Annotated in this window: 23 protein-coding genes; 8 read left to right on the top strand and 15 right to left on the bottom strand. The window is 67.7% G+C overall.

Going from position 1 to position 25,028, the window contains the following annotated elements:
* The first annotated feature begins 1 nt into the window (after position 1).
* Together rsmD and DB459_RS12945 are read left to right on the top strand one after the other, a co-directional pair.
* On the top strand, positions 2-556 hold the full coding sequence (gene rsmD / locus DB459_RS12940; RefSeq protein WP_253713249.1) for a 16S rRNA (guanine(966)-N(2))-methyltransferase RsmD: 555 nt from the start codon (positions 2-4) through the stop codon (positions 554-556).
* 271 nt (positions 557-827) lie between these two features.
* Positions 828-1,316 carry a hypothetical protein gene (locus DB459_RS12945; RefSeq protein WP_253713250.1) on the top strand — a complete coding sequence of 163 codons (489 nt, stop codon included), beginning with the start codon at positions 828-830 and terminating at the stop codon, positions 1,314-1,316.
* A 91-nt stretch (positions 1,317-1,407) separates the two neighbouring features.
* Here DB459_RS12945 and DB459_RS12950 read toward each other — a convergent pair whose 3' ends face one another.
* From DB459_RS12950 to DB459_RS12995, 10 genes are all read right to left on the bottom strand, one after another.
* The gene (locus tag DB459_RS12950) at positions 1,408-2,706 is read right to left on the bottom strand and encodes an amidohydrolase family protein (protein ID WP_253713251.1); all 1,299 of its coding nucleotides are present in this window, start codon (positions 2,704-2,706) and stop codon (positions 1,408-1,410) included.
* A gap of 90 nt (positions 2,707-2,796) precedes the next feature.
* Entirely contained in the window at positions 2,797-4,632 is a 1,836-nt protein-coding gene (mutL, locus tag DB459_RS12955; RefSeq protein ID WP_253713252.1) for a DNA mismatch repair endonuclease MutL, read from the bottom strand.
* Between the two features lie 27 nt (positions 4,633-4,659).
* The gene (locus DB459_RS12960; protein WP_253713253.1) at positions 4,660-5,139 is read right to left on the bottom strand and encodes an NUDIX hydrolase; all 480 of its coding nucleotides are present in this window, start codon (positions 5,137-5,139) and stop codon (positions 4,660-4,662) included.
* 14 nt (positions 5,140-5,153) lie between these two features.
* A complete protein-coding gene (gene arfB / locus DB459_RS12965; RefSeq protein ID WP_253713254.1) occupies positions 5,154-5,567 on the bottom strand; it encodes an alternative ribosome rescue aminoacyl-tRNA hydrolase ArfB in 414 nt (137 codons plus the stop codon).
* Positions 5,568-5,646: 79 nt separating this feature from the next.
* On the bottom strand, positions 5,647-7,026 hold the full coding sequence (locus DB459_RS12970; protein ID WP_253713255.1) for a pitrilysin family protein: 1,380 nt from the start codon (positions 7,024-7,026) through the stop codon (positions 5,647-5,649).
* 2 nt (positions 7,027-7,028) lie between these two features.
* Positions 7,029-8,492: a M16 family metallopeptidase gene (locus DB459_RS12975; protein ID WP_371926942.1), complete on the bottom strand. Its 1,464-nt coding sequence runs from the start codon at positions 8,490-8,492 to the stop codon at positions 7,029-7,031.
* Positions 8,493-8,665: 173 nt separating this feature from the next.
* A complete protein-coding gene (locus DB459_RS12980) occupies positions 8,666-9,421 on the bottom strand; it encodes a hypothetical protein (protein WP_253713256.1) in 756 nt (251 codons plus the stop codon).
* Positions 9,422-9,519: 98 nt separating this feature from the next.
* Complete coding sequence (lspA, locus tag DB459_RS12985; protein ID WP_253713257.1) at positions 9,520-10,017, bottom strand: signal peptidase II; 498 nt, start codon at positions 10,015-10,017, stop codon at positions 9,520-9,522.
* Positions 10,018-10,211: 194 nt separating this feature from the next.
* Entirely contained in the window at positions 10,212-13,295 is a 3,084-nt protein-coding gene (gene ileS, locus DB459_RS12990) for an isoleucine--tRNA ligase (RefSeq protein ID WP_253713258.1), read from the bottom strand.
* Between the two features lie 313 nt (positions 13,296-13,608).
* Complete coding sequence (locus tag DB459_RS12995) at positions 13,609-14,592, bottom strand: bifunctional riboflavin kinase/FAD synthetase (RefSeq protein WP_253713259.1); 984 nt, start codon at positions 14,590-14,592, stop codon at positions 13,609-13,611.
* A 285-nt stretch (positions 14,593-14,877) separates the two neighbouring features.
* On the opposite strand from DB459_RS12995, the gene DB459_RS13000 reads away from it, so the two are divergent.
* Positions 14,878-15,273: a response regulator gene (locus tag DB459_RS13000; RefSeq protein WP_253713260.1), complete on the top strand. Its 396-nt coding sequence runs from the start codon at positions 14,878-14,880 to the stop codon at positions 15,271-15,273.
* A 68-nt stretch (positions 15,274-15,341) separates the two neighbouring features.
* On the opposite strand, the gene DB459_RS13005 is transcribed toward DB459_RS13000, so the two are convergent.
* From DB459_RS13005 to DB459_RS13020, 4 genes are all read right to left on the bottom strand, one after another.
* Positions 15,342-16,505 carry a serine hydrolase gene (locus tag DB459_RS13005; RefSeq protein WP_253713261.1) on the bottom strand — a complete coding sequence of 388 codons (1,164 nt, stop codon included), beginning with the start codon at positions 16,503-16,505 and terminating at the stop codon, positions 15,342-15,344.
* Positions 16,506-16,528: 23 nt separating this feature from the next.
* Positions 16,529-17,383 carry a TIGR01459 family HAD-type hydrolase gene (locus DB459_RS13010; protein ID WP_253713262.1) on the bottom strand — a complete coding sequence of 285 codons (855 nt, stop codon included), beginning with the start codon at positions 17,381-17,383 and terminating at the stop codon, positions 16,529-16,531.
* A gap of 12 nt (positions 17,384-17,395) precedes the next feature.
* Positions 17,396-18,913, bottom strand: coding sequence for an EAL domain-containing protein (locus DB459_RS13015; protein WP_253713263.1), 1,518 nt, complete (start codon positions 18,911-18,913; stop codon positions 17,396-17,398).
* Between the two features lie 144 nt (positions 18,914-19,057).
* Entirely contained in the window at positions 19,058-20,404 is a 1,347-nt protein-coding gene (locus DB459_RS13020) for an aspartate aminotransferase family protein (protein ID WP_253713264.1), read from the bottom strand.
* A 328-nt stretch (positions 20,405-20,732) separates the two neighbouring features.
* Between DB459_RS13020 and hisS the strand changes: the two genes are divergently transcribed.
* Genes hisS through DB459_RS13035 form a run of 3 tightly spaced genes read left to right on the top strand, consistent with a single transcriptional unit; the run spans position 20,733 to position 22,857 of the window.
* Positions 20,733-22,205: a histidine--tRNA ligase gene (hisS, locus tag DB459_RS13025; protein WP_253713265.1), complete on the top strand. Its 1,473-nt coding sequence runs from the start codon at positions 20,733-20,735 to the stop codon at positions 22,203-22,205.
* A gap of 46 nt (positions 22,206-22,251) precedes the next feature.
* A complete protein-coding gene (locus DB459_RS13030; RefSeq protein WP_253713266.1) occupies positions 22,252-22,449 on the top strand; it encodes a tautomerase family protein in 198 nt (65 codons plus the stop codon).
* Between the two features lie 12 nt (positions 22,450-22,461).
* Positions 22,462-22,857 carry a thioesterase family protein gene (locus DB459_RS13035; protein ID WP_253713267.1) on the top strand — a complete coding sequence of 132 codons (396 nt, stop codon included), beginning with the start codon at positions 22,462-22,464 and terminating at the stop codon, positions 22,855-22,857.
* A 277-nt stretch (positions 22,858-23,134) separates the two neighbouring features.
* Here the strand turns inward: DB459_RS13035 and DB459_RS13040 are convergent, their stop codons facing one another.
* Complete coding sequence (locus DB459_RS13040) at positions 23,135-23,425, bottom strand: hypothetical protein (protein WP_253713268.1); 291 nt, start codon at positions 23,423-23,425, stop codon at positions 23,135-23,137.
* Between the two features lie 207 nt (positions 23,426-23,632).
* Here DB459_RS13040 and DB459_RS13045 point away from each other — a divergent pair, with 207 nt between their 5' ends.
* Positions 23,633-24,094, top strand: coding sequence for a hypothetical protein (locus tag DB459_RS13045; RefSeq protein ID WP_253713269.1), 462 nt, complete (start codon positions 23,633-23,635; stop codon positions 24,092-24,094).
* Positions 24,095-24,283: 189 nt separating this feature from the next.
* On the top strand, positions 24,284-24,973 hold the full coding sequence (locus tag DB459_RS13050) for a ribonuclease T2 (RefSeq protein WP_253713270.1): 690 nt from the start codon (positions 24,284-24,286) through the stop codon (positions 24,971-24,973).
* Positions 24,974-25,028 lie beyond the last annotated feature (55 nt).

Raw genomic sequence — 25,028 nt, forward strand, 5'->3', positions numbered from 1 at the left:
CATGCGCGTCGTCGGGGGGCGGCTGCGCGGCCGCAATCTTGCCTCGCCGGCTTCGCGCGAGATCCGGCCGACCGCGGACCGGCTGCGCGAGGCGCTGTTCAACATCCTGTTCCACGCCTATGACGATCCGGTCACCGATGCCCGAGTGATCGATGCGTTCGCCGGTACCGGCGCGCTCGGCATCGAGGCACTGTCGCGCGGCGCGCGCTTTGCGCTGTTCATCGACAACGGGGCGGAGGCGAGAGCCCTGCTGCGCCAGAATGTCGAGTCTCTCGGCCTCGGCGGCGTCAGCAAGGTCTGGCGCCGCGACGCCACCGAGCCCGGCCCGGCCCATCCGATGGAGCCCTTCAAGCTCGCCTTCCTCGATCCGCCCTACGGCAAGGGCCTCGCCGAAAAGGCGCTCGCGGCGCTGCGCGCCGGCGGCTGGCTGATGCCGCAGGCGCTGGTGGTGGTGGAAGAGGCACGCAAGCCCGGCTTCGTCGTGCCGGAAGGCTTCACCGAGCTCGAGCGCCGCGCCTATGACGACACCGAGTTCGTCATTCTCCGCGCCGCGTGAACACATTTTCTGGAACATCATCCGGAAAGATGGGTCTTTATAAGGTCGGCTCCATCGACGCGCTTGAGCGCGCGCCGCCGTTCGATCTGAAGCGATTGCATTCGAGTGGTCCGATTGTAACTTTCGCATTGGCTTTGGGCAGCCCGCCCAGGCGCGTCAACCCACCATGAATGTTTCAGGATAAGTCCGTCTTCCTGCGCAGGCAGCCCGGGACAACCTAGACGAGCGGCCTACACCCCTGCTAGCCTGTTGGCGGGTCTGGGGAATTCACATGAAACGTCTGATCGTCGTGGCGGCCGCGGCCGCCTTGGGCGCCTGCGCCGGCCGGGCTCCTGCGCCCGTTGCCGTGGTGCAGCCGCAGGATCGCTATATGGACTGCGCCGCCATCACCATTGAAGTGCAGTCGAACAACGCCAAGGTGCAACAGCTAGCCTCTGACAAGGGCCTCAAGGTCGCGCAGAACGTAGCCGCTGGCGTTGCCGGTTTGGTGATCCCGGTGCTTTGGTTTGGCATGGACTTCCAGGGCACGGCTGATACCGAGATCCAAGCACTCCAGGCGCGGCAGCAGTACCTGGCGGCCCTTGCAGAGCAGAGGCACTGCGGTGAAGACTCGGGCGAGCCTCAGAAGGTGATCAGCGAGGCGTCAAAGGGCGGCAAGCAGCAACCAAAACCAAAGCTGCGGCCGGCCCCCGTGGCTTCAGCACCGGTACCCCCGCCCACCGCAGACGCTGCCACGGCGGCAGAGCCATCGCCGCGCTAAAACAGGCTCGAAAACGCCAGAGCGCGTTAGCGTTTGATCGTACCGCGCTGTGGGAGTGGACGGCAGTGGCGGCGCCGATCTCCCGGCGCCGTCATCCCCCATGATCCAGCGGCGCGTAGGACGACGCATCGACGACATCGGGCCGGCCCGGGACGGAGAGCCTCGACCGCCGCGGCTCGCTTTCGGCGACGACGCGGCCACGGCTGACGACGTAGAGCCGCGCGGCGCGCAGCCGGATCGCCTCGATCGGATCCGTCGCCTGCAGCACCACCAGGTCGGCCTGGCAGCCGACCTCCGTGCCGTAATCCTCCAGTCCAAGGATGCGTGCGGCGGTCGTGGTGATCGAGGCGAAGCAGTCGCGCATGGCGTCGCGCGAGGTCAGCTGCCCGACATGCAAGGCCATATGCGCGACGTCCAGCATGTCGGCCGAGCCGAGCGAATACCACGGGTCCATGCAGCAGTCCTGGCCGAAGGCGACGTCGATGCCGGCCGCGCGCATTTCCGCGACGCGGGTCATGCCGCGGCGCTTCGGATAGGTGTCGTGCCGCCCTTGCAGGACGATGTTGATCAGCGGATTGGCAATGGCCGCGACCCCGGCCTCGGCCATCAGCGGCAGCAACTTGGAGACGTAGTAGTTGTCCATGGAATGCATGGAGGTGAGGTGCGAGCCGGTGACGCGTCCGCCAAGACCGAGGCGATGGGTCTCGTCGGCCAGGGTCTCGATGTGCCGCGACAGCGGATCGTCGGTCTCGTCGCAGTGCAGGTCGACGCGCAGGCCGCGCTCGGCGGCGAGTTCGCACAGCGCGCGCACCGATGCGCTTCCGTCACCCATGCTGCGCTCGAAATGCGGAATGCCGCCGACCACCTCGACACCCTTGTCGAGCGCGCGGGACAGGTTCCTGACCGCGCCCGGCGATCGATAATAGCCGTCCTGGGGGAAGGCCACGAGTTCGAGATGCAGATAGGGCGCGACCTGGCGCTTGACCTCGAGCAGCGCGTCTACCGCCACAAGATGATCGTCGCAGATGTCCACATGGCTGCGGATGGCGAGCAGCCCCTGGGCAATCGCCAGATCGCAATATTTCATCGCCCGTTCGAACACCGCTTCTGCCGTCAGCAGCGGCTTGAGCTCGCCCCATAGTGCGATGCCCTCGAGCAGCGTGCCGGAGCGGTTCAGCCGCGGCAGCCCGAGCGAGAGCGTCGCGTCGAGATGGAAATGGGAATCGACGAAAGGCGGCGCGACGAGGCGGCCGGCGGCGTCGATCACCTGGCCGGCTTCCGCTCCGATGGCAGGTTCGATCGCCGCGATGCGGCCGGCATGGACCGCGATATCGATCCCGGTGCGGCCATCGGCAAGCGACGCGTTGCGAATGATCAGATCGAACGACACGGCCGGAGCTTTCCTTGAGTGCGCAACCTCAAATGTTGACCGTTTCACGAAGGCTCGCAAGGGCCGGCAGGGCCGCGCCAGGCGATCGCGTCAGCGACGACCGAACAGCCTTTCGATGTCGGCGAGCTTGAGCTCGACATAAGTCGGCCGGCCATGGTTGCACTGGCCGGAATTGGGGGTCGATTCCATTTCCCGCAGCAGCGCGTTCATCTCCTCGGGCTTGAGGATGCGCCCCGCCCGTACCGAGCCATGGCAGGCCATGGTGGCGGCGACATGCATCAGCCGGCGCTCCAGCGGCAGCGCCTCGTCCCATTCGGCCATGTGCTCGGCGAGATCGCGCAGCAGCGCCGCGGCATCACCTCGGCCGAGCAGGGCGGGGGTCTCCCGCACCGCGACCGCGCCGGGACCGAAGGATTCGACGACGAGGCCGAAGCGCTCGAGTTCGCCGGCGCGGCCGAGGAGCCGCTCCACCGTGGCCTCGTCCAGTTCGACGATCTGCGGGATCAGCAGGATCTGGCGGCCGACGCCGTCGCGCTCCAGCGACGCCTTGAGCCGCTCGTAGACGATGCGCTCGTGGGCGGCGTGCTGATCGACGACGATGAGACCGTCGCGGGTCTGCGACACGATATAGGTGCCGTGGATCTGGGTGCGCGCCGCGCCGAGGGGGGCGTCGATCAGGTCCGGCGGCGGCGCGGCGTGGCCGCGCAGGTCGGCGGCCGGGGCGCCGACGTCGAACGCCGGCTGCGCCGGTGCGGCAAAGCCAGGCGCCGCATCGGCGATCGTGGCAGTAAAGCCGGAGCCGAAGGGCGACGCCGTCGGCGACACGAAGGCCGGCCCAGGCGCCGCCGGCGAGCGCTGCCAGTCCCAGTTGACCGGCCTCGAGCGAAACGCCGCTATCGCCGCCTCGCCGCTGTTGCCGGCGGTGCGGCGGCCCTCGCGGGCGAGACCTTCCTTCAGCGCATGGACGATCAGCGCGCGCACCAGGCCGGCATTGCGGAAGCGCACCTCGGTCTTGGCCGGATGGACATTGGCGTCGACTTCCTGTGGCGGCAGCGTGACGAACAGCGCCACCACGGGATGACGGTCGCGCGGCAGGTAGTCGGCATAGGCGGCGCGCACCGCGCCGATGATCAACTTGTCGCGCACCGGCCGGCCGTTGACGAACAGATACTGGCCGAGCGCATTGGCCCGGGTCAGCGCCGGCGCCGCGGCGAAACCTTCGACATGAACCCCTTCGCGCTCGGACATCACCGCGATGGCATGGGTGCGGAAGTCGGCGCCGAGAATGTCGCCGAGCCGGGTGAGGCGGCCGGGCCCGCCGGGCAGCGCCGCCGCCCAGGTCACCGGCGCGCGTTCCTCCCCGGCGAGGGTGAAGGCGATGTCCGGTCTCGCCATGGCGAGACGGCGCACCGTCTCGCGGATCGCCTCGGCCTCGGTGCGGTCGGTCTTGAGGAATTTCAGCCGTGCCGGCGTCGCGTAGAAAAGTTCGCTGACATCGACGCGGGTGCCGCGCGACAGTGCCGACGGCGCGATCGGCGACTTGGCGCCGCCCTCGACGTTCAGCGCCCAGGCATGGGGCTCGCCGGCGTGACGCGTGGTGATGGCGAGTTTCGCCACCGCGCCGATCGAGGGCAGGGCCTCGCCGCGGAAGCCGAGCGTCTTGATCGCCAGCAGGTCCTCGTCGTCGAGCTTGGAGGTGGCGTGGCGGTCGACGGCGAGCGCGAGGTCGGCCCTCGTCATGCCTTGGCCGTCGTCGGTGATGGTGATGCGGCGCCGGCCGCCGCCCTCGGTGAAGATGTCGATCCGGCTTGCGCCGGCATCGATGGCGTTCTCCACCAGTTCCTTGACGGCGCTCGCCGGCCGTTCGACCACCTCGCCGGCGGCGATGCGGTTGACGATGGTTTCGGGAAGCTGGCGGACGGGCATCGGATGCGACTCGGAGCGATCAAAAGGTCAATCTAGCAGAGCTTCGCAAGGTCCGAGACCCTCGAGCATTCCGACCAGATTTTCCGGCCAGACGATGCTCGTCGTGGTTCTGAGACGGGCAGCCGACCACCAGGCCTCCTCGGTCATCACGTCTCGCTCCTGTTCGGTCCAGCCGTCCCTGGATAACCGTTCCTGGCTGATCCGGACCACGAAATAATGCTCGTCCGCGATCACCCATTCTCCGTCGGGGAGTTGAAACGAGGCCTCCCGCCGCGCGGCCAACGGACCGGCGTGCGATAAAATCACCCCGGTCTCTTCCCGCAGCTCACGGAGTGCTGCCGCCTCGACGGTTTCGCCTGGCTCGACGCCGCCGCCGGGCGTTGCCCAATAGTCTTTGCCCGCCAACGGGCCGTGGCTGTGAACGAAGCGGAACAGCAGTACTTCGCTCGCTGGATTAAGGATGAGCCAGCGGGCGGACAGTCGCCTTCGCGTTGGGTGATCGGCCATGCTGCGGTTGTGCCTCAGTCGCTGATTCGGCCGCGCATGGCCTTGACGTCGCCGCGATGCTTCTTGCCTTCGAGGCGTCGCTGCTTGGAGCCGAGGGTGGGGCGGGTCGCCCGGCGGGGCTTGGGCCGCACCGCGGCGTCGCGAAGCAGGTCCACCAGCCGATCGATGGCATCCTGGCGGTTGCGCTCCTGGGTGCGGTAGCGATCGGCCTGGATGACGATGACACCGTCCTTGGTCATGCGGCGCCCGGCGAGGCGGGCGAGACGCTCGGCCATGTCCGGCGGCAGCGCGGCGCGGTGGCTGTCCCAGCGCAGCTGCGCGGCCGTGGCGAGCTTGTTGACGTTCTGCCCGCCGGGCCCGGAGGCCCGGACAAAGCTGATCTCGACATCGTCGTCGTCGATGGAAATGGCGTGATTGATGCGCAGCATGGCCGGACCGGTCGTGTGCCCGCGGAAACGGGATTCGGCGAACACTCTATCCGTATTCGTCGCGGCGGTCCCGTGCGGATCAGTTGCGGACCGGTTGGGGCGGAGCAGCGGCGGCCGGCAGCGACTGGGCGGTGGCCTTCACCGGGCGGCCGACCACGACCGTGAGCAGGCCGCTGCCCCACAGCCGTTTCGCCGCACGCCGCGCGTCATCGAGGGTCACCGCGTCGACGAGGCCGTTGCGGATCTCGATATAGTCGATCGGCAGGCCGTCGAGCTGATATTGCATCATGGCCGCGGCGATCTTCGACGAGGTGTCGAGGGCCAGCATCTGCGAGCCCTTGAGATAGGACTTCGCCTCGTCGAGTTCCTTTTGGCTCGGTCCGTCCTCGCCCATGCGGCGGATTTCGCGGTCGAGGGTCTCGACCGTCTCCTCGGCGCGGTCGGCGCGGGTCGCGGTCGAGCCGGCGAACAGCGCCGAGTTCTGCATCCACACCAGCGAATCGTAGATCGAGTAGACGAGGCCCCGCTTCTCGCGCACTTCGCGATAGAGCCGCGACGACAGCGAGCCGCCGCCGAGGATGTGGTTGGCGACATAGCCGGCCATGAAGTCGGGATCGTTGCGCAACAGGCCAGGGCCGCCGAAGGTCACCACCGTCTGCGGCACGTCGAGCGGCACGAACACCCGCTGCGGCGGCTTGATCGCGGCCACCGTGGGGACATCGATGAGCGAACTGGTTGCCGGCAGCGCGCCGAAGGTGTCGTCGAGCAGGCGGCCGAGGGTCGCGGCGTCGATGTCGCCGACGACGCCGATGCGCAGCTTGTCGCGCGTCAGGGTACGGCGGACATAGCTGCGCAGGTCGGCGGTGGAAATGGTGGGGACGCTGTCGAGGCTGCCGTTGGTGGCGCGGCCATAGGGATGATCGGGATAGGCGAGCTGCCAGAAGCTGCGATTGGCCAGCGAGGTCGGCGTCGTGGTCTCGCGGCGCAGGATCGAGATGATCTGCGAGCGGATGCGCTCGACCGCATCACCGTCGAAGCGCGGTTCGATCAGCGTCAGCCGCAGCAGGCTGAAGGCCTCGTCGCGGTTGTCCTTGAGCATCCGCAGCGAGCCGCGGAAATAGTCGCGGGCGGTGGAGAAGGAGAGCTGGATGGCACGACGTTCGAGTCGATCGTGATAGGCACTGGAATCGAGGTCGCCGGCGCCCTCGTCGAGCGTCTCCGCCACCATATGACTGACGCCGGACTTGTCCGCCGGGTCCTGGGCGGCGCCGCCGGCAAAAGCGTATTCCATGGCCACCAGCGGCACGGTGGCGTCCTGGACAAACCAGGCCTCGATGCCGCCGGGCGACACCACGCGTTGGATCCTGGCGGCGGCCTGGGCGAGGCGCGGCGCGAGCGGCAGGGCGGCGCCGGCCAGCGCGAAGGCGCCGGCGGCGCGGAGAAAGTCTCGGCGGCGCATGATCACGAGCGTTTCTCCTCGCGCCGGGGCGCGTTGTCCTTGACGAGATAACCGGTCACGGAGCGCTTCTTGTCGAGCCAGGTGCGTGCGGCATCGCGCACCTGGTTGGCGGTGACGGCGCGGATGCGACGCGGCCACTCGATCACGTCATCGACCTTGAGGCCGACGGTGAGGGCGGCGCCATACCAGCGCGCCAGTGTGCTCTGGCTGTCCTGGGCATAGACTGCTTCGGCAATGAGCTGGGTCTTGGCGCGCTCCAGCGTCTCGGCGGAGACGCCGTTCTGCGCCACTTCGGCGATCACCGCGTCGATCGCGGCCTCGATCTGGGCGAAGTCTACTCCGGGCTTTGGCGAGGCGGAAATGGCGAACTGGGTCGCATCCACCGCCGTGCCCTGGTACCAGGTGCCGGTGCTGACCGCGAGCGGCTTGTCGACGACGAGGGCGCGATAGAGCAGCGAATTGTTGCCGCCGCCGAGCACCTGGGCGAGTAGTTCGAGGGCGTCGCTGTCGGTGGTGGAGCCGGTCGCCGCCGGCACCAGATAATAGCGGCGCAGCGCCGGCTGCTCGACGCGGGGATCGGCCAGCGTCACGGTGCGCGGGCCGGCGGGCGCCGGCTCCTGCGGGCGCACGCGCTGGACCGGGATGTCGGGCTGCGCCGGGATTGCCGCGAAATTGCGTTCGACCAGCGGGCGCACCTCGTCGGCGGTGACGTCGCCGGCGATCACCAGCGTGGCGTTGTTGGGGGCGTAGAAGCGCTTGTAGAAGGCGAGCGCATCCTCGCGGTTGAGCTTCTCGATTTCCTGGTGCCAGCCGATCACCGGCCGGCCATAGGGGTGATTGAGATACAGTGCCGCCATGATCTGCTCGGTGAGCCGGGCGTCGGGGCTGTTGGCGACGCGCATATTGTATTCTTCCAGCACCACGTCGCGTTCCGGCAGCACCTCCTCGTTCTTCAGCGTCAGGCCGGTCATGCGGTCGGCTTCGAACGCCATCATGGTGGCGAGCTTGTCGCGCGCCACACGCTGGAAATAGCCGGTGTAGTCGGTCGAGGTGAAGGCATTCTCGTTGCCCCCGACCCGGATCACGGTCTGGGAGAATTCGCCGGCCGGATGCTTGGCGGTGCCCTTGAACATCAGGTGTTCGAGGAAATGGGCAAGGCCCGATTTGCCCGGGGTCTCGTCGGCGGAGCCCACCTTGTACCAGATCATCTCCGTGACCACCGGGGTGCGATGGTCGGGAATGACTACGACCTGAAGGCCGTTGGCGAGGCTGAAGGTTGATGGCTTCGGCGGGGGAGCCTCCTCGCGCGGCGGTGCGCCGACGGCAGCCGGAGGCACCTCGACGGCGTGCGCCGGCGTGGCCAGCAGTGCGACCGCAAGGGCCGGGGCCGTCAGCGGGGAGCAGAAATCGGCAGCGAGATGGCGGAGCAAGTGTCGCGGTGACAGGTGTCGCGGTGAGCGGATCATGCGCGGGCATACCCTCGGCAGACAAATGGAGCAGCGGCGTGGATTTGACACTCGCGACGCGCCTGGACGGACCACCAGGTCGCTGGTCCGGTGCCGAACGGATCGCGCCGCGCATCGTCAGGCGGCAAAGCGGACACAAGAAGCGGCGCCGGCACGGGCCGGCGCGCGTCACTTCAGTTCGGCTTCTGCTGCATGTTGGGATCGAACACGTTCGTGCCCTGCTGGTCGATCGGCTTGGCCGGGCCGGTGCCATAGGCATAGGTCGGCGACGGCGTCTGGTAACCGGTCGGCGGCTGGGTCAGGTCTTCGCGGGTCGGCTCGCCCTTGAACTGGCCGACCTCAGCAGAGTTGCCGCCCTTGAAAATGCCGGACCACATCCCGCCGCTGAACCCCAGCTGTGAGGGCGCCAGCATCGGCCCGCTGCCGGTGCCGCCCCACGCGTCAGGCTGGCTGCCAGGCTGCTGGGTGGTCGCTTCGCGGACTGATTTCGTGCGCTTGGGTGCAAGCTCGGCAGGGGTCAGCGGGCGGTTCAACTCGAACATGTCCGCCTTTTGCTGGCTCGCGGCTTCCTTCTCCGCCTTGCGTGCGGCGATCGAAGGGTCCTTGGGCCAGTTCGCCGGGGTCTTTTCGGCGCGGGCGTTTTCCGGCGGCGGCAGGTCGAGATTGCGCGGCACCACCAGCGGCGAACGCTCGCGGTAGTCGATGCCCTTGCTGTCCATGTTGGTGCCGCCGATGCCGCTCATGATGTTGCGGACCAGCCTCTCCTCGAAGGTCGAATCGTCTTCTCCGTCGTCGCCGGCGCGGGCGGCACCCGCGGCGAGGCAGAGACCGACGCCGAGCAGGCAGGCGGTGAGGCGCAGCCGCGGGCCCAAACTCGCGCCAAAGAGGGCCTGGCGGCCGCGATGCGGCAGGATGTTGCTGGTTCGCATGATTCCCATCCGATCAGATTTCCTTATCCGATCAATCGCTTAGGCGGAAGGCGCCAGCCCGTCGGACGGGCCTTCGCAGACGGCCGTATCGGCCGGGATCAGGGCGCTTTTACGGCGGTCCTGCCAAAGAAGGAGTCATACAGGAGGCCCACCACACCGGCAACAATGGCCACATCTGCGAGGTTGAAGACGTACCAGTTATAGGTGGTCCCGCCGATCTGGGCGTGCAGCAATGCAAAATCGACCACGGCGCCGTAGAGCAGCCGGTCGATCGCATTGCCGATCGCGCCGCCGATGATCAGACCGAGGCTGAGGCTGGCGAGCACGGTCTGGGACCGCGCCATCCAGATCGCCATCACCACCACCGCCACGGCCTTCAGCGCCACCAGCAGGGTCTGGCCGATGGGCCCCTGGTTCTGGAACCAGCCATAGCTGATGCCGGTATTCCAGGCCATCACGAGGTCGAAGAACGGCGTCACCTCATAGGCGCCGCGACGCGGCAGATCGAAGATCTGCAGCAGCCACTGCTTGGCGGCCTGGTCGAGCACCAGCGTGATGGCGGCGGCAATGATGCCGGCGCGGAGCGGCGGTTTCATGCCGGCCTCATGGCGTCGCCGCGGAAGACCCTAGTACCCTGTTTCCGAAGTTCGTGAGTCACCTGCTGCATCCTCTGGACACGAACTTCGGAAACAAAAGGGTACTAGAATTATAAAGTTTGCTAGTGCCCTTTGCTTTCCGAAGTTCGTGGTTGGACGTGCGGCGCTGTATCACGAACTTCGGAAAGCGGGCACTAGACCGCATGGCCCAGCGCCTTCCATTCGCGCAGCGCCTCGGCGTCGCGCGGCGTCACGTCCGGGTACTGCGGATCGCTGCCGACGGTCGGCAGGATCTTCCACGACCGGGCGCATTTGGTGCCCACGGCGCGCTCGATCACCACCGCGACGCCCGGCACGTCGGCGAGCCGGAAGGCGTCCGCCGGCGCATCCGCATCGGTCAGCATCGCATTCGAGGTGATCGCGATCTCGGCCAGGTCGACATCGGCCAGCAGCGCCAACACGGCCGGATCGGAGACGTAGACGAGCGGCGAGGCCTCGAGCGAGGAGCCGATCTTCTTGGCGGCGCGCTCGACTTCCAGCGCGCCGGTGATGACCCGCCGCACCGCCCGGATGGTCTCCCACCGCGCCGCCAACGCGTCGTCGCGCAGCGACGCAAGATCGTCGCGGAACGTGGTCAGATGCACGGAAGGCTCCGCATCGGGCCGGTACAGCAGCCAGGCTTCGTCGCAGGTGAAGGACAGGATCGGCGCCAGCCATTTCAGGATGGCGTCGCACAGCATGTCGATGGTGGTGAGCGCCGATTTGCGCGCCGGCGAGGACGGCGGATCGCAATACAGCGTGTCCTTGCGGATGTCGAAATAGAACGCCGACAGTTCGGTGTTCATGAAGGCGGCGAGCGCCGCCACCACAGTCTTGTAGTCGAAATCCGCATAGGCCCGGCGCACCACGCCATCGAGTTCGGCGAGGCGGTGCAGCATCAATCGTTCGAGCTCCGGCATCTTCGTCACCTCGACCGCGTCGTCGCGGTGGAAGTGATGCAGCGTGCCGAGCATCCAGCGGATGGTGTTGCGCAGCTTGCGATAGGTCTCGATGGTGTTCTTGAGGATCTCCGGGCCGATGCGCTGGTCGTCGGCGGTATCCGAGCTCGCCACCCATAGCCGCAGGATGTCGGCGCCGGACTGTGCGATGACCTTCTGCGGCTCGACGGTGTTGCCGAGCGACTTCGACATCTTGCGGCCCTGTTCGTCCAGGGTGAAGCCGTGGGTCAGCACCACGTCGTAGGGGGCACGGCCGCGGGTGCCGCAGCTCTCGAGCAGCGACGAGTGGAACCAGCCGCGATGCTGGTCCGAGCCTTCCAGATACATCACGGTGTCGCCGCCGCCATCGACCTTGCGGCGGATGCCGGCGAGACTCGGGAAGTTCTGCTGATCCTCCAGCACGAAGGCGTGGGTCGAGCCGGAATCGAACCAGACGTCGAGGATGTCGTCGACCTTCTGCCAGCCTTCGCTCGCGCGCGCGCCCAGGAAGCGGGCGGCTGCGCCCTCGGCGTACCAGGCGTCGGCGCCTTCCTCCATGAAGGCCTCGGCGATGCGCTGGTTGATGGCTTCGTCCTTGAGGATCTCGACCGAGCCGTCGGCCTTCTCGCGGACGAAGACGGTGATCGGCACGCCCCAGGCGCGCTGGCGCGAGACCACCCAGTCCGGCCGCCCGGCGATCATGCCGGTGATGCGGTTCTGGCCCTGGGGCGGCACCCAGCGGGTCGCGGCGATGGCCTTGAGCGCCCGCGCCCGCAGCGTGTCGCCGTCCTTCGAAGCGCCGGTATCGTCGGCGATCGGCTGGTCCATGGCGATGAACCATTGCGGCGTATTGCGGAAGATCACCGGCTTCTTCGAGCGCCAGGAATGCGGATACTGGTGCTTGAGCCGTGAGCGCGCCAGCAGCATGCCGCGTTCGATCAGGGCCTTGATCACCGCCTCGTTGGCGTCGCCCTTCTCGCCCTTGTCGGTGAGGACGCGGCGGCCGGTGAAGCCCGGCGCCTGGGTGGTCAGGGCGCCGTCGGCGTCGACGGTGTAGGGGATGGCCGGATTGATGCCGCGGGCGGCGAGCGCCCGCGCGTTGGCGGTCCAGATCTCGAAGTCCTCGCGGCCGTGCCCCGGCGCGGTGTGGACGAAGCCGGTGCCGGTGTCGGCGGTGACGTGCTCGCCGTCGAGCAGCGGCACGCGGAATTCGTAGCCGCCCTCGAGGCCGGCGAGCGGATGGGCGCACTCCATGGCGGCGAGCGCCGTGGCGGGCACCGCGCCCACTCTCTCGAAGCCGTCGACCCGCGCCTGCTTGAACACCGCCTCGGCGAGGCTGTCTGCGAGCACGAGCAGATCGCCCGCCTTGGCCCAGTTGTCGGCCGGCGCCGCGGTGACGCGATAGAGGCCATAGCCGATCTTCGACGAGAAGCTGATGGCGCGGTTGCCCGGCAGCGTCCAGGGAGTGGTGGTCCAGATCACGACCGCGGCGCCGGCGACGGCCTCGATCAGCGCCGGCGTGGCCTCGGTGCTGCCGGCGAGTTCGACCTGCGCCACCGGGAATTTCACCCAGACGGTGTCGGAGGTGTGATCCTCGTACTCGACTTCGGCCTCGGCCAGCGCGGTCTTTTCGACCACCGACCACATCACCGGCTTGGAGCCGCGATAGAGCGTGCCGTTGGCGGCGAATTTCATGATCTCGCGGGCGATCTGCGCCTCGGCGGGATGGCTCATGGTGGTGTAGGGATGGGCCCAGTCGCCGACGACGCCGAGGCGCTTGAATTCCTCGCGCTGGACATCGAGCCAGTGGCCGGCATAGGCCCGGCATTCGCGGCGGAAGGCGATCATCGCCGCCGAGTTCTTCAGGTCCGGCTTGGTCTTGCCCTTGGAGCGGTAGTTCTCCTCCTCGATCTTCCATTCGATCGGCAGGCCGTGGCAGTCCCAGCCGGGCACGTAATTGGAATCGAAGCCGAGCATCTGCTGGCTCCGCGTCACCAGGTCCTTCAGGATCTTGTTGAGCGCATGCCCGATATGGATGTGGCCGTTGGCATAGGGCGGCCCGTCATGCAGCACGAACTTGGCGCGGCCGCGGGCGCTCTCGCGCAGCTTGCGGTAGAGGTCGATGTCGTTCCAGCGCGCCAGGATCTCCGGCTCGCGCTGGGGCAGGCCGGCCCGCATCGGGAAATCGGTCTGCGGCAGGTACAGCGTCTTGGAATAATCGTGGCCGGCGGCCTCTGCGGTCTTGGCGCTTGAAGTCTTGGCAGTTGAAGTCTTGGCGTCGGAAGCTTTGGAATTGGTCATGGATCTGGAACCAGGCGGTGCGCTGCTGAAGGCCGGATGGCCAGCCGAGTGATCGGCACCCCGGTATGGGCGCCCCGGTCATCGGCACAGGTTGATCGGCACAAGTTGATCGGCAACAAGTGATGGGCAAGTGTCGGTTCGTCCCGGTCTTGCGCCCCGAGCGGAAGCTCAGGCGGAAGCCGGGCCGGTAATCCCGATTGAGCCGAACTCGCGGTGGTCGTTGCGCTGCGACGCCATGTCCCGTCCTTGAAGATGGCCCGTCATTAGCAAAGCTGGCGGGCCACGGAAAGGCCCCGGCACCGCTGCCGGAGGTTTAGAGCTCGACCTCGCCGAGCCGGGGAAAGGCTTCGGGGGCGGCCGCGAGCGCCGCCCGGGCGCGGATGCTGTCCTGGTCCATCTGGGCGATCAGCGCCGGAATGCCGTCGAATTTCTGTTCCTCGCGCAGGAAGGCGATGAAGGCGACGTCGAGGCGGCTGCCATAGAGATCGCCCTTGAAGTCGAACAGGAAGACCTCGAGCAGCGGCGCGCCGTTGTCGAAGGTCGGCCGGCGGCCGAAGCTCGCCACTGCCTCATAGCGCTCGGCGCCCCGGCCGACCCGCACCGCATAGATGCCGTGGCGCAGGCCGCAGGCCGGATCGAGGCGGATATTGGCGGTGGGATAGCCGAGATCGCGGCCGCGCTTCTCGCCATGGATCACCTCGCCGGAGATGAACCAGGGATAACCCAGCAATTCGGCGGCCTCGTCGACCTGTCCGAGGCCGAGCGCGTTGCGGATCGCGGTCGACGACACCGCCCGGCCCTCGACGTCGATATGGGGCTGGATGTGGACCGAAATGCCGCGGCGCGGCCCCTCGTCGGCCAGCAGCTGCGGCGAGCCCGCCCGGCCCTTGCCGAAATGGAAGTCGAAGCCCACCGAGATGCCGCTGACCGCGAGGCGGCCGATCAGGTCGTGGTTAATGAAGTCCATCGCCGAGGTGCGGGCGCGCGCCGCGTCGAAGGTCATCACCACGGCGCCGGACAGGCCGGTGGCGGCCAGGAGCCGCAGCTTGTCGCGCAGGTCGGTGAGGCGGAACTGCGGCGTATTGGGGCTGAAGAAACTGCGCGGATGGGGCTCGAAGGTGACCGCCAGGGCCGGTCGGCCCTGGGCCTGGGCCATCTCCAGGGCGGCGCCGATGACGGCGCGATGGCCGAGGTGAACGCCATCGAAGTTACCGAGCGCCACCACCGCGCCAGGTGGAATGGCCTCGGGCGGCGTTGTGTCGCGGACGACATGAAAGCGGGCAGGGGTGGTCGACATCGCCGCGGACCGTGATGCCTGAGGCGGCCTCAAGTCAAGCGCCAGCCGGGGTTTCATCATCGCGACTTCCCTTCGCGATCGGGAAGAACATCCAGCCCCCGCCGTGATTGGCAGGATCGAAGCGGGCGATTAACGCGCTGTTTAATGCCCCGGTGCTAGGGGTAAGGGACAGGCGCGGCGGCCGACGACGGGAGTTCGAGGCTGCTTCGTCGCCGGGCCAGGCCGGCGGGTCATGCTCGCCGCGGCGGCGACGCGCGCCGTGACGATACAGGGAGCGAGAGAGCGATGGCGATGGATTTGTCGATGCCGGTCCTGGTGGTGGACGATTACAGCACCATGATCCGCATTATCCGCAACCTTCTGAAGCAGCTCGGGTTCGAGAATATCGACGATGCCAATGACGGTTCGGCGGCGCTCAACAAGATGCGCAGCAAGAAGTACGGCCTCGTGATCTCCGACTGGAACATGGAGCCGATGACCGGCTACGACCTGCTCAAGGAAGTGCGGGCCGACCCCAATCTCGCCACCACGCCCTTCATCATGATCACCGCGGAATCGAAGACCGAGAACGTCATCGCCGCCAAGAAGGCCGGCGTGAATAACTACATCGTCAAGCCGTTCAACGCCGCGACGCTGAAGACCAAGATCGAGGCGGTGTTCCCCGATCACGCCCACGCCTGACTCGCAGCGGACGAAACCGGGATGAAAACGGCCGGGCCTCGCCCGGCCGTTGTCGCTTCGACCCAGCTTCACGCGAGGCAGCGCCGCAACTCGGCTACGGCGCGATGGGTCAGGCCGACGGCCCGGCCGTCGACCGCCTCGTTCTGCGCGGACAGCTTGGCGATGACGAGGCCATTGGCCCGGTCGACGAACAGGTTCTGGCCGTGGATGCCCATGGCGAACAGCAGCTTCGGCTCGTCCCTCGCCACGTACCAGCCGCTGCGATAATGCATCCGGCGCCGGCCGAAGCTCATGGCGAATTCGCCGCGGGCCCAGGCGTTCTCGTCGCCGTTGTCGGCGATGTCCTCGATCCACTCCGCCGGCACCACCGAACGGTTGCCGCGCTGTCCGCCCGCCAGCACCAGCTGGCCGACCCGGGCGAGATCGCGCGCGGTGGCACCGAGGCCGCCGGTGCAGCGCGGCGCGCCGCGGCCGTCGAGGGTGATGAAGGCGGCATCCGCGGCGCCGAGCGGCTGCCACAACAGCCGGCTGGCCAACATTGCGAAGCTTTCGCCCGCGGCGCGCTCCATCGCCCAGCCGAGCAGGTCGATATTGGCCGAGACATAGCGGAAGATGCCGCCATGGGGCCGCGCCGGCAGGCTCATATGGGCGAAGAAGCCGTGCAGATCGGGCGGCGGCGCGCCGGTCGTCTGCGGCAGCCAGTGGGTGGCGGCGTCATAGGCGCGCTGATGCGCCGCATCGAGCACCACGCCGCCGCGCATGTCGAGCAACTGGCGGATCGTGGCGCCGTGATAGGCGGTGGCGGCAACCTCGGGCACATAGGACCCGACCTCCGCCTCGACATCGAGCAGTCCCTCGCCGGCGAGGATGCCGGCGATCAGGCCGACCACCGATTTGGTGGCGGACATGATGATGTGCGGAGTATGCGGCGTCATGCCGCCGGCGTATGCCTCGGCGACGATCTGGTCGTCCTTGAGAATGACGATGGCGTCGGTCGCGGTCGCCGCGAGGAAGTCGGCGAAGCCGAGTTCGCCGTCCGGCATCGCGAGGCTGAAGGCATCCAGCGTCCGCGGCGCCTCGGTGAGGGCCCACACGGCGGCGGGATCGTTGGCGATGTCGGCGACCGGCATCAGGGTGCGGACGTTGCGGAACGCCCGGCGGCTGAACGGCGCGCTGCGCCAGTTCGCCAGGGTCACCGCAGTCTCGTCGGCCTCGTTCCGGCCATCCGCCATCGCTGTATCGTATCCGACAGCCGCTACCAGCGCACTTCGTGCATCAGCGCGAAGGGCAGCCTCGCGCCGCCGAACAGCTTGCGCAGCGCCGCGTCGTCGAGCCGGCGCTGGCCCTTGAATTCGTCGGCATGGATGCCGCGGGTCACGAACAGGCAGTCGAGGCCCATGGCATTGGCCCCGGTGAGATCGGTGCGCACCGAATCGCCGATCGCCAGCACGTGCTTCGGCTCAGTGCCGCGCTGCTCCTTGGCGAGCGACAGGGCGCGATCGTAGATCGGCCGGTGCGGCTTGCCGTAGAAGATCACCTCGCCGCCCATGGCGGCATAGAGCTCGGCAATGGCCCCGGCGCAGTAGATCAGCCGGTCGCCACGCTCGACGACGATGTCCGGGTTGGCGCAGACCAGCGTCAGCCAGCGGTTGAGTGCCTGCGTCAGCATCGCCCGGTAGTCCTCCGGCGTGTCGACCTCGTCGTCGAACGGACCGGTGCAGACGATGTAGTCGGCGCTTTCGACCGGCGCGAAGGCGACGTCGAGGTCGCGGAACACCGAGTTGTCGCGGTCGGGGCCGATCCGGCACACCGTCTTGCCGCGATGGGCGGTGACGTAATGCCGCGTCAGGTCGCCCGAGGAGACGATGGCGTCATAGCAGTCGTCGGCGACGCCGAGCTTGCGCAACTGCCGTTGCACCGAAGCCGCCGGTCGTGGCGCATTGGTGATCAGCACCACGGTGCCGCCGCCGTCGCGGAAGCGGCGCAACGCCGCGCAGGCCTCAGGGAACGAGGCGAGACCGTCATGGATGACGCCCCAGATATCGCTGAGGATGACGTCGGCATCGCGCGCGACATCGTGCAGGTGATCGACGAAACGAAGACTGGTCATGATGATGCTGGTTCAGTTGGGGCCGCCGGCGCGGCGCGCCAGTGCGGCCTTGCCGACGCGGATGCTGTCGCCGCGGCCGGGATCGGCGGCGCGGCTTGCGGGCGCGGCCGCCTCCGGCCTGGTTTGAGGTCTGACGGATTCGGCTTTGGCGGTGTCGAGTTTCGCAAGGTCGGGCCCGGCGGCATCGGGCCGGGCAGCGGACGGTCGGGCTTCCGTGCCTTCGGGCCGCAGCGGCCGCGGCGGCGCGAACAGGAATCCCTGGCCGAAACGCACGTCGTAATCGAGCAGGTCGAGCACGGTGCGCTCGCCCTCGATGCGCTCGGCGACGAGGTCGATGCCGTAGCGTCCGAGCAGGTCGGACAGGTCGGCGGGGTGGATGTCGGCGGCGGACGTCCGGCTCTGGTCGAGCAGCAGGCTGGCCGGCACCTTGATGAAGCGCACGCCGCGATCGGCGAGGTCGCGCGCGTCAATGCGCAGGTCGGTGACATGGTCGATCGAGAAGCGGTAGCCGCGCTGGGCCAGGGCGGCGAGATTCTCGGTCTGCAGCGGCGTCAGGCTGCGCAGCGCCGCATGCTTGAATTCGAGCACCAGTGAGGGTGCCAGCACGCGGTTGGCCTCGAGGAAGTCGAGGCACTGGGCGAAGCTCGCGGCGTCGCCGAGAGTCGCGCCCGACATGTTGCAGAACACGCCGATGTCGTTGTTGCGGACGATCAGGCGGCGCAGCACCTGGACGCAGCGAAGCATCACCTGGCGGTCGATCTGGCCCATCAGGCCGGCGCCCTCGGCGGCGGCGATGAATTCCTCGGCGCCGATCAGTTGATCGCGGTCGTCGCGGATCCGCGACACAGCCTCGTAGAACCTTACCTTGCGCTGGGGCAGGGTGACGAGCGGCTGCAGGTAGAGATCGATGCGGTTGGTCTCGATCGCCGCCTTCACCGCGGCGAGCACTTGGGCCGGCGCGAGTTGAGCTGCAGCAAGCTGGACTGGAGCGGACTGTGCCGGAACGTCCGGCGCGACGCTCGGCGCCGCGGCAAGCGGGACGGCAGCGGCGGCACCGGGCGAGCCGCCATGGGCTTGGTGGTGTTGCGAGGTGTCGTTGGCCGGCGCCGCCGGCGGCGTCAGCCGTCCGGCGATGGCATCGTCATGGGCGGCCACCGAGATCGCCAGTTGTCTGACGAGGCCGCCGAGTTCGCCGATCTCGCCCAGCGCGACCTGGACGCGTTCCTGCGAGGCGGTGTCGAGGCTTGCGACGCGATGCTCGACGGCGGCGAGGCGGCGGCCGAATTCGGCCACCTGGCGCGCCAGGTCGGTGGTGCCGCGCGACAGGTCGGCGATCGGTCCGCCGACCGCGCTGCGCTCGCGCAGGCGCATCGCAACCGCGTTGTAGAGAACGAGGAAGGTCAGTGCCGCCAGCGCGACGATGGCCGATTCCGACTGGTTCAGCCCGGCGACGCTATGGACCACGAAGCCGAGCGAGGCGGCGATCAGCACCATGCAGATGGCGATGAATATCGTCGAAACGCGGATCATTCCCGACGCGGCCCCTGTCCTGCGCGCACAATCTTTATTCACTTTACCATCATTGCTGATTCGTCGGCTAAATCTTCCCGGGGCGGCAAATCGAGACGGCCGGCTTTTGCGCCGGCCGCCCGATCGAACCGAACCTTCCGGCGCTCAGGCGACCGTGCGGATCACCTTGCCGACCTTGTCGATGATCTCGCCGATCTGGGCCTCGCTGATGATCAGCGGCGGTGTCAGCGCCAGGGTGTCGCCGACGGCGCGCAGCATCACGTCATGCTCGAAGAACGAGGCATTGAGCGCTTCGGTGCCGCGGATGCCGGGGGCGCCCTTGGGGGCGAGGTCGATGGCCGCGGTCAACCCGACGGTGCGGATGTCGAGGACGTTCGGCGCGTCCTTGAGGGTCATCACAGCGTCCGCCAGCACCGGCTCGAGCTTGCGGGCGCGCTCGAACAGGCCCTCCTCGCGATAGACGTCGAGCGTGGCGAGACCGGCGGCGCAGGCCAGCGGATGGGCCGAATAGGTGTAGCCATGGAACAGTTCCACGACGTGTTCGGGGCCGGTCATGAAGGCGTCATGAATGGCGTCGCGCACCAGCACGCCGCCCATCGGGACCGCGCCGTTGGTGATGCCCTTGGCGAAGGTCAGGATGTCGGGCGTGACGCCATAGCGCTCGGCGGCGAAGGCGAAGCCGAGGCGGCCATAGCCGGTGATGACCTCGTCGAAGATCAGCAGGATGCCGTGCTTGTCGCAGATGGCGCGCAGTCGCTGCAGATAGCCCTTGGGCGCGGGCAGCACGCCGGTGGAGCCGGCCATCGGCTCGACGATGACGGCGGCGATGGTGTTGGCGCCGTGCAGTCCGACCAGGCGCTCCAGCTCGTCGGCGAGATGGGCGCCCCATTCCGGCTCGCCCTTGGTGAAGGCCTGCTGCTCGCGGTTGTAGGTCGACGCCAGATGGTCGACACCGGTCAGGAGATTGCCGAACAGTCGGCGGTTGTTGACGATGCCGCCGACCGCGGTGCCGCCGAAGCCGACGCCGTGATAGCCGCGCTCACGGCCGATCAGGCGACTGCGGGCGCCTTCGCCGCGGACATTGTGGTAGGCGAGGGCGATCTTCAGCGCGGTGTCGGCGGCTTCCGAGCCGGAATTGCAGAAGAAGACGTGGTCGAGGCCCTTGGGCGCCAGCGCTGCGATCCGGCTCGCCAGTTCGAAGGCTTGCGGGTGGCCGAACTGGAACGGCGGCGCGTAGTCGAGAGTCTCGGCCTGCTTGGTGATCGCCGCGGTGATGGCGTCGCGGTTGTGGCCGGCATTGCTGCACCACATGCCGGCGGCGCCGTCGATGATCTTGCGGCCATCGGCGGTGAAGTAGTGCATGTCCTTGGCCCCGACCACCATGCGCGGAGCGCGCTTGAAGGCGCGGTTCGCCGTGAACGGCATCCAATAGGCGGCGAGATCGTTCGGCGCGGTGGCGGAGGCGAGGGCGGCACTGCTTTTGGAGGACATGGTGACCTGCTGGTGAGCGTGAAGATCGGAAAAGAGAAGATCGGGACGGCGGTCCGGCTGGCGAGATCCGGGAGGCGAGATCCCGGGGTGACATCCGGGGGGAATTCGCGCCTGGAACGCAACCCGACCCTACCAGTTTGATGGCCCTGCGAAAATCTCGGCGACTGTGATTTTTGGCCGCCGCGCCGTCGGCGGGCGCATGGCCGCCCTGCCGCTCCTGCAGCCGGGTCCTTCCGAAACCGGCCGACTGCTTGCCGGCCAGGAGCGCGGCTGCTAACCCGGGGCGCACCCGTCCCGACCGACGAAACCATCCGATTCAAAGCGAGCGATGTCCGAGAAACCGAAGAAGCCCCAGAAACTCAAGGCCCGGCTGCCGCGGGGGCTGGCCGATCGCGGCCCGGCCGAACTCGCCGCCACGCGGGCCATGCTCGCCACCATCCAGAAGGTCTATGAGCTCTACGGTTTCGAGCCGGTGGAGACGCCGGCGATGGAATATACCGATGCGCTCGGCAAGTTCCTCCCCGACCAGGACCGGCCCAACGAGGGCGTGTTCTCGTTCCAGGACGACGACGAGCAGTGGATCAGCCTGCGCTATGATCTCACCGCGCCGCTGGCGCGCTATGTCGCCGAGAATTTCGACACCCTGCCGAAACCCTATCGCAGCTTCCGCGCCGGCTATGTCTTCCGCAACGAGAAGCCGGGCCCGGGCCGCTTCCGCCAGTTCATGCAGTTCGACGCCGATACGGTCGGATCGGCCTCGCCGGCCGCCGACGCCGAGATGTGCATGATGGCCGCCGACGCCATGGAGGCGCTCGGCATCCCGCGCGGCGCCTATGTGGTCAAGGTCAACAACCGCAAGCTGCTCGACGGCATCCTGGAATCGATCGGGCTCGGCGGCGAGGCCGAGGCCGGCCGGCGCCTGACGGTGCTGCGCGCCATCGACAAGCTCGACAAGTTCGGCTCCGACGGCGTGCGCCTGCTGCTCGGCGAGGGCCGCAAGGACGACAGCGGCGATTTCACCAAAGGCGCCGGCCTGCCGGCCGATGCGATCGAGAAAGTGATCGCCTTCACCGAGGGCAAGGCGGCGGCCGATACCGCGCGCGGCGCCGAGGGCGTCGCCGAGCTGACGCAGATCCGCGATCTGGTGACGCGCGCCGGTTACGGCGAGGACCGCATCCGCGTCGATCCCTCGGTGGTTCGGGGGCTCGAATATTACACCGGGCCGGTCTACGAGGTCGAACTCCTGCTCGACACCAAGGACGAGAAGGGGCGGCCGGTGCGCTTCGGTTCGGTCGGCGGCGGCGGCCGTTACGATGGCCTCGTCTCGCGCTTCCGCGGTGAGGTCGTGCCGGCGACCGGCTTCTCCATTGGCGTGTCGCGGCTGCAGGCCGCGCTGGCGCTGATCGGCAAGCTCGCCACCGCGCCGGACGTCGGTCCGGTGGTGGTCACGGTGTTCGACCGCGACCGCCTCGCCGATTATCAGGCCATGGTCGCCGAGCTGCGCCGCGCGAACATCCGCGCCGAGCTCTATCTCGGCAACCCGAGGAACATGGGCAATCAGCTCAAATACGCCGATCGCCGCAACGCGCCCTGCGTCATCATCCAGGGCTCGGACGAGAAGGCGCGCGGCGAAGTGCAGATCAAGGACCTGATCGAGGGCGCCAAGGCGGCGGCGGCGATCGCCTCCAACGAGGAATGGCGCGCGGCGCGGCCGGCGCAGTTCGCGGTGGCCGAGGCCGAGCTCGTCAGCGCGGTGCGCGAGGTGCTGGCGCGTCATGACGTGCCCTGGGCTGATGCCTGACGAGTTTGACTGAGAATCGGAGATCACGCAACAGGGAGACGCCGCGATGCCCGAAGTTCAGGTTTTTATGGCCGAAGGTCGCACCGACGCGCAGAAGAAGGCGATGATGCGCGACATCACCGCCGCGCTCGTCAACAACCTCGGCGTCAGCGCCGATGTCGTTACCGTCCAGATCGTCGAGGCCAGGCTCACCGACAAGATGAAGGGCGGCGAGACCTTCGCCGAACGGGCGGCCAGGAAGTAGCGGGGCCGCATCATGGGCGTTCTCGACAAAGTCGCGGTCGGCATGAGCGGGCAGGAGCGCGTCACCGTCACCGACGAACTCACGGTGGGGCATTTCGTGCCGACGATGCCGAAGGTCTACGCGACGCCGATGATGATCCTGGCGATGGAGACGGCGTCGGCCTCGGCGATCGCGCCGCATCTGCCGCCGGGCTTCGTCAGCGTCGGCACCGAGGTCAACATCCGCCATCTCGCCGCGACACCGGTCGGCCGCGAGGTCCGCGCCACGGCGAAGGTGATCGCGGTCGAGGGCTTGAGCGTGGTGTTCGAGGTTGCCGCCTTCGACGGCGAGCGCAAGATCGGCGACGGCACCCATCGCCGCGGCATCGTCGAGGTGGCGAGGTTCGAGAAGCGCCTCGCCGGCGGTTAGCCAGCCGAAGACGGCCGTTGCCTTACGGCTTGCGGATCATGGCGCGGAGGTCTTCCGGATCCTTGATGTTCATTTTGACGCTGCCGGGCATGACGATGTCGCCGGATATCTTCGTCGCCACCTTGACCGTATAGGCGGAATTGAAGTCGCCGCCGATCTCGGCATGGCGGTGGTGGCCAGGCGGACACCGCTTGGCGTGGAGGAAAAATACATCGCTTGAAAAATGGCGCCTCCCGCTCCGTTTCCATCGGAGCGGACAACGTCGATCAGCTGTCGATCAGTAGCGCACGCTCAGCGTGTGTTCGCTCCGTCCCGGCGGCGGCCAGATGCAGGCGAAGGAGAGATAGCCGCCATAGGTGGCCTGCACACCGGTCAGCCGCACCACCTTGCCGTATCGCGCGCAATGATCCACGGCCATTGCCCGGACATCGGCTTGCCCGACCAGGGAATAGGAAATGATCCCGCCGGTGTCGTTGCCCTTGAACGGCGGTACCCAGTCCGCCCGCGCCGGGCCGCAGGCCAGCACGACACCGAGCACCGCGGCCGCTCCGGCCATTCCTCGTCGCATCATCATCTCCATTCCGGCCCGCCCCGGTCAGGGACCGAATCGGCCAGCTTTCCAGCAGTCAGTCCGCCCAACTTAACGGCGGGCCGCCGGGCTTGGAAGGCGTCGCGGGTTGATAAAACGCAACAAATGGGCGGTGTGGCCAGGCTGCACTTGACCGCATCGCGCCTTCGCGGCACCGTCCGGCGCAATTCGATTTTGAGGCGGTCCATGCGCAATCCTACCAGGCTTCTCCGCGGCTTCTGCATTGCCGCTGCATTCGGCGCCATCCTCGCCGGCAGCGTCCCCGCCAGGGCGGCCAATCCGCTGGAAATGAATTTCTGGCTGTCGGGCCCGCGCTATGACAGCGACGTGCCGCCCTGCCAGGCGGCGCTCGGCGCAGTCGCCCTGCAATTCGCCGACAAAGAAAGCACCTTCTGGAATTCGTCGCTGCAGATCACCGGCTACGCCGACGTCCGCGAACTCGGATTTCGTCCCTGGGCGTCGGATTCGATTCCGCGCCGCTTCTGCACCGCCCGCGCGATGCTGAGCGACGGCCGTCCGCGCCGCGTGGATTATTCGATCATCGAGGACGGCGGGTTCGCCGGCTATGGCGCCGGCATCGAATTCTGCGTCGTCGGCCTTGACCGCAACTGGGCCTATCAGCCGGCCTGCAAGGCTGCCCGCCCCTGAACGAGATCCGCCTGAGGTCATCTGTTCTTGTTTAGGTTGTGTTTTGTTCTTGTAACGTTCGTATGGTGGTGCTAACCTGACGACGTTTCCATGCGTAGCAGGGGTATTGCCATGACTGCTCTTTACATGATCGCTGTTCGATCGGCTGGTTCTCGATCACGTTTTGCGGCACGTCCGCTCTCGCGTCTGATGTCATTCTGGTCGCGGGCCGTCCTCATCATTGCGCTGTCGCTGCTGGCGGGTGTCGCCGGGTCGGGGGCGGCGTCGGCCCAGGACAGCCGGCAGAATACGCCGGGAGAGTTCGACTTCTACGTGCTGTCGCTGTCGTGGTCGCCGTCCTATTGCGAGACCGCGAGCGAGCGGGGCGCCAACGGGCGCAACCAGCAGATGCAGTGCGGCGGCAGGCCATATTCCTTCGTCGTCCACGGGCTGTGGCCGCAATATGATCGTGGCTTCCCCAATTACTGCCAGCGGCCGGCGCCGCGGCTCGATCGCAACATCGTCAGTTCCATGCTCGACCTGATGCCGGCCCCCGGCCTGATCTTCAGCGAATGGGACAAGCACGGCACCTGCTCGGGTGTCTCGGCGAAAGCCTATTTCGAGACGGTGCGAAAGGCCCGTGCCGCGGTGAAGATTCCGGCCGAATTCCTCCAGCTGACCGAGACGCGTGAGGTCACGCCGGCCGAGGTGGAGGAGGCTTTCGTCAAGGCCAATCCGGGGCTGAGCAATGCCGCAGTCACGGTGACCTGCGACAGCAAGCGGCTGAGCGAAGTGCGCCTGTGCCTGAACAAGGACCTCCAGTTCCGGGCCTGCGAGGAGATCGACCGCCGGGCGTGCCGGCGCGACAAGATCGAAATGCCGCCGGTGCGCGGCGGCTGAAACCTCGTCGGGCCGAGACCACTGCGAGATCAGCCGGCGCGGTCGGCGACGCCGG

This window comes from Bradyrhizobium sp. WD16 (genome assembly GCF_024181725.1).
Lineage (GTDB): Bacteria > Pseudomonadota > Alphaproteobacteria > Rhizobiales > Xanthobacteraceae > Bradyrhizobium_A.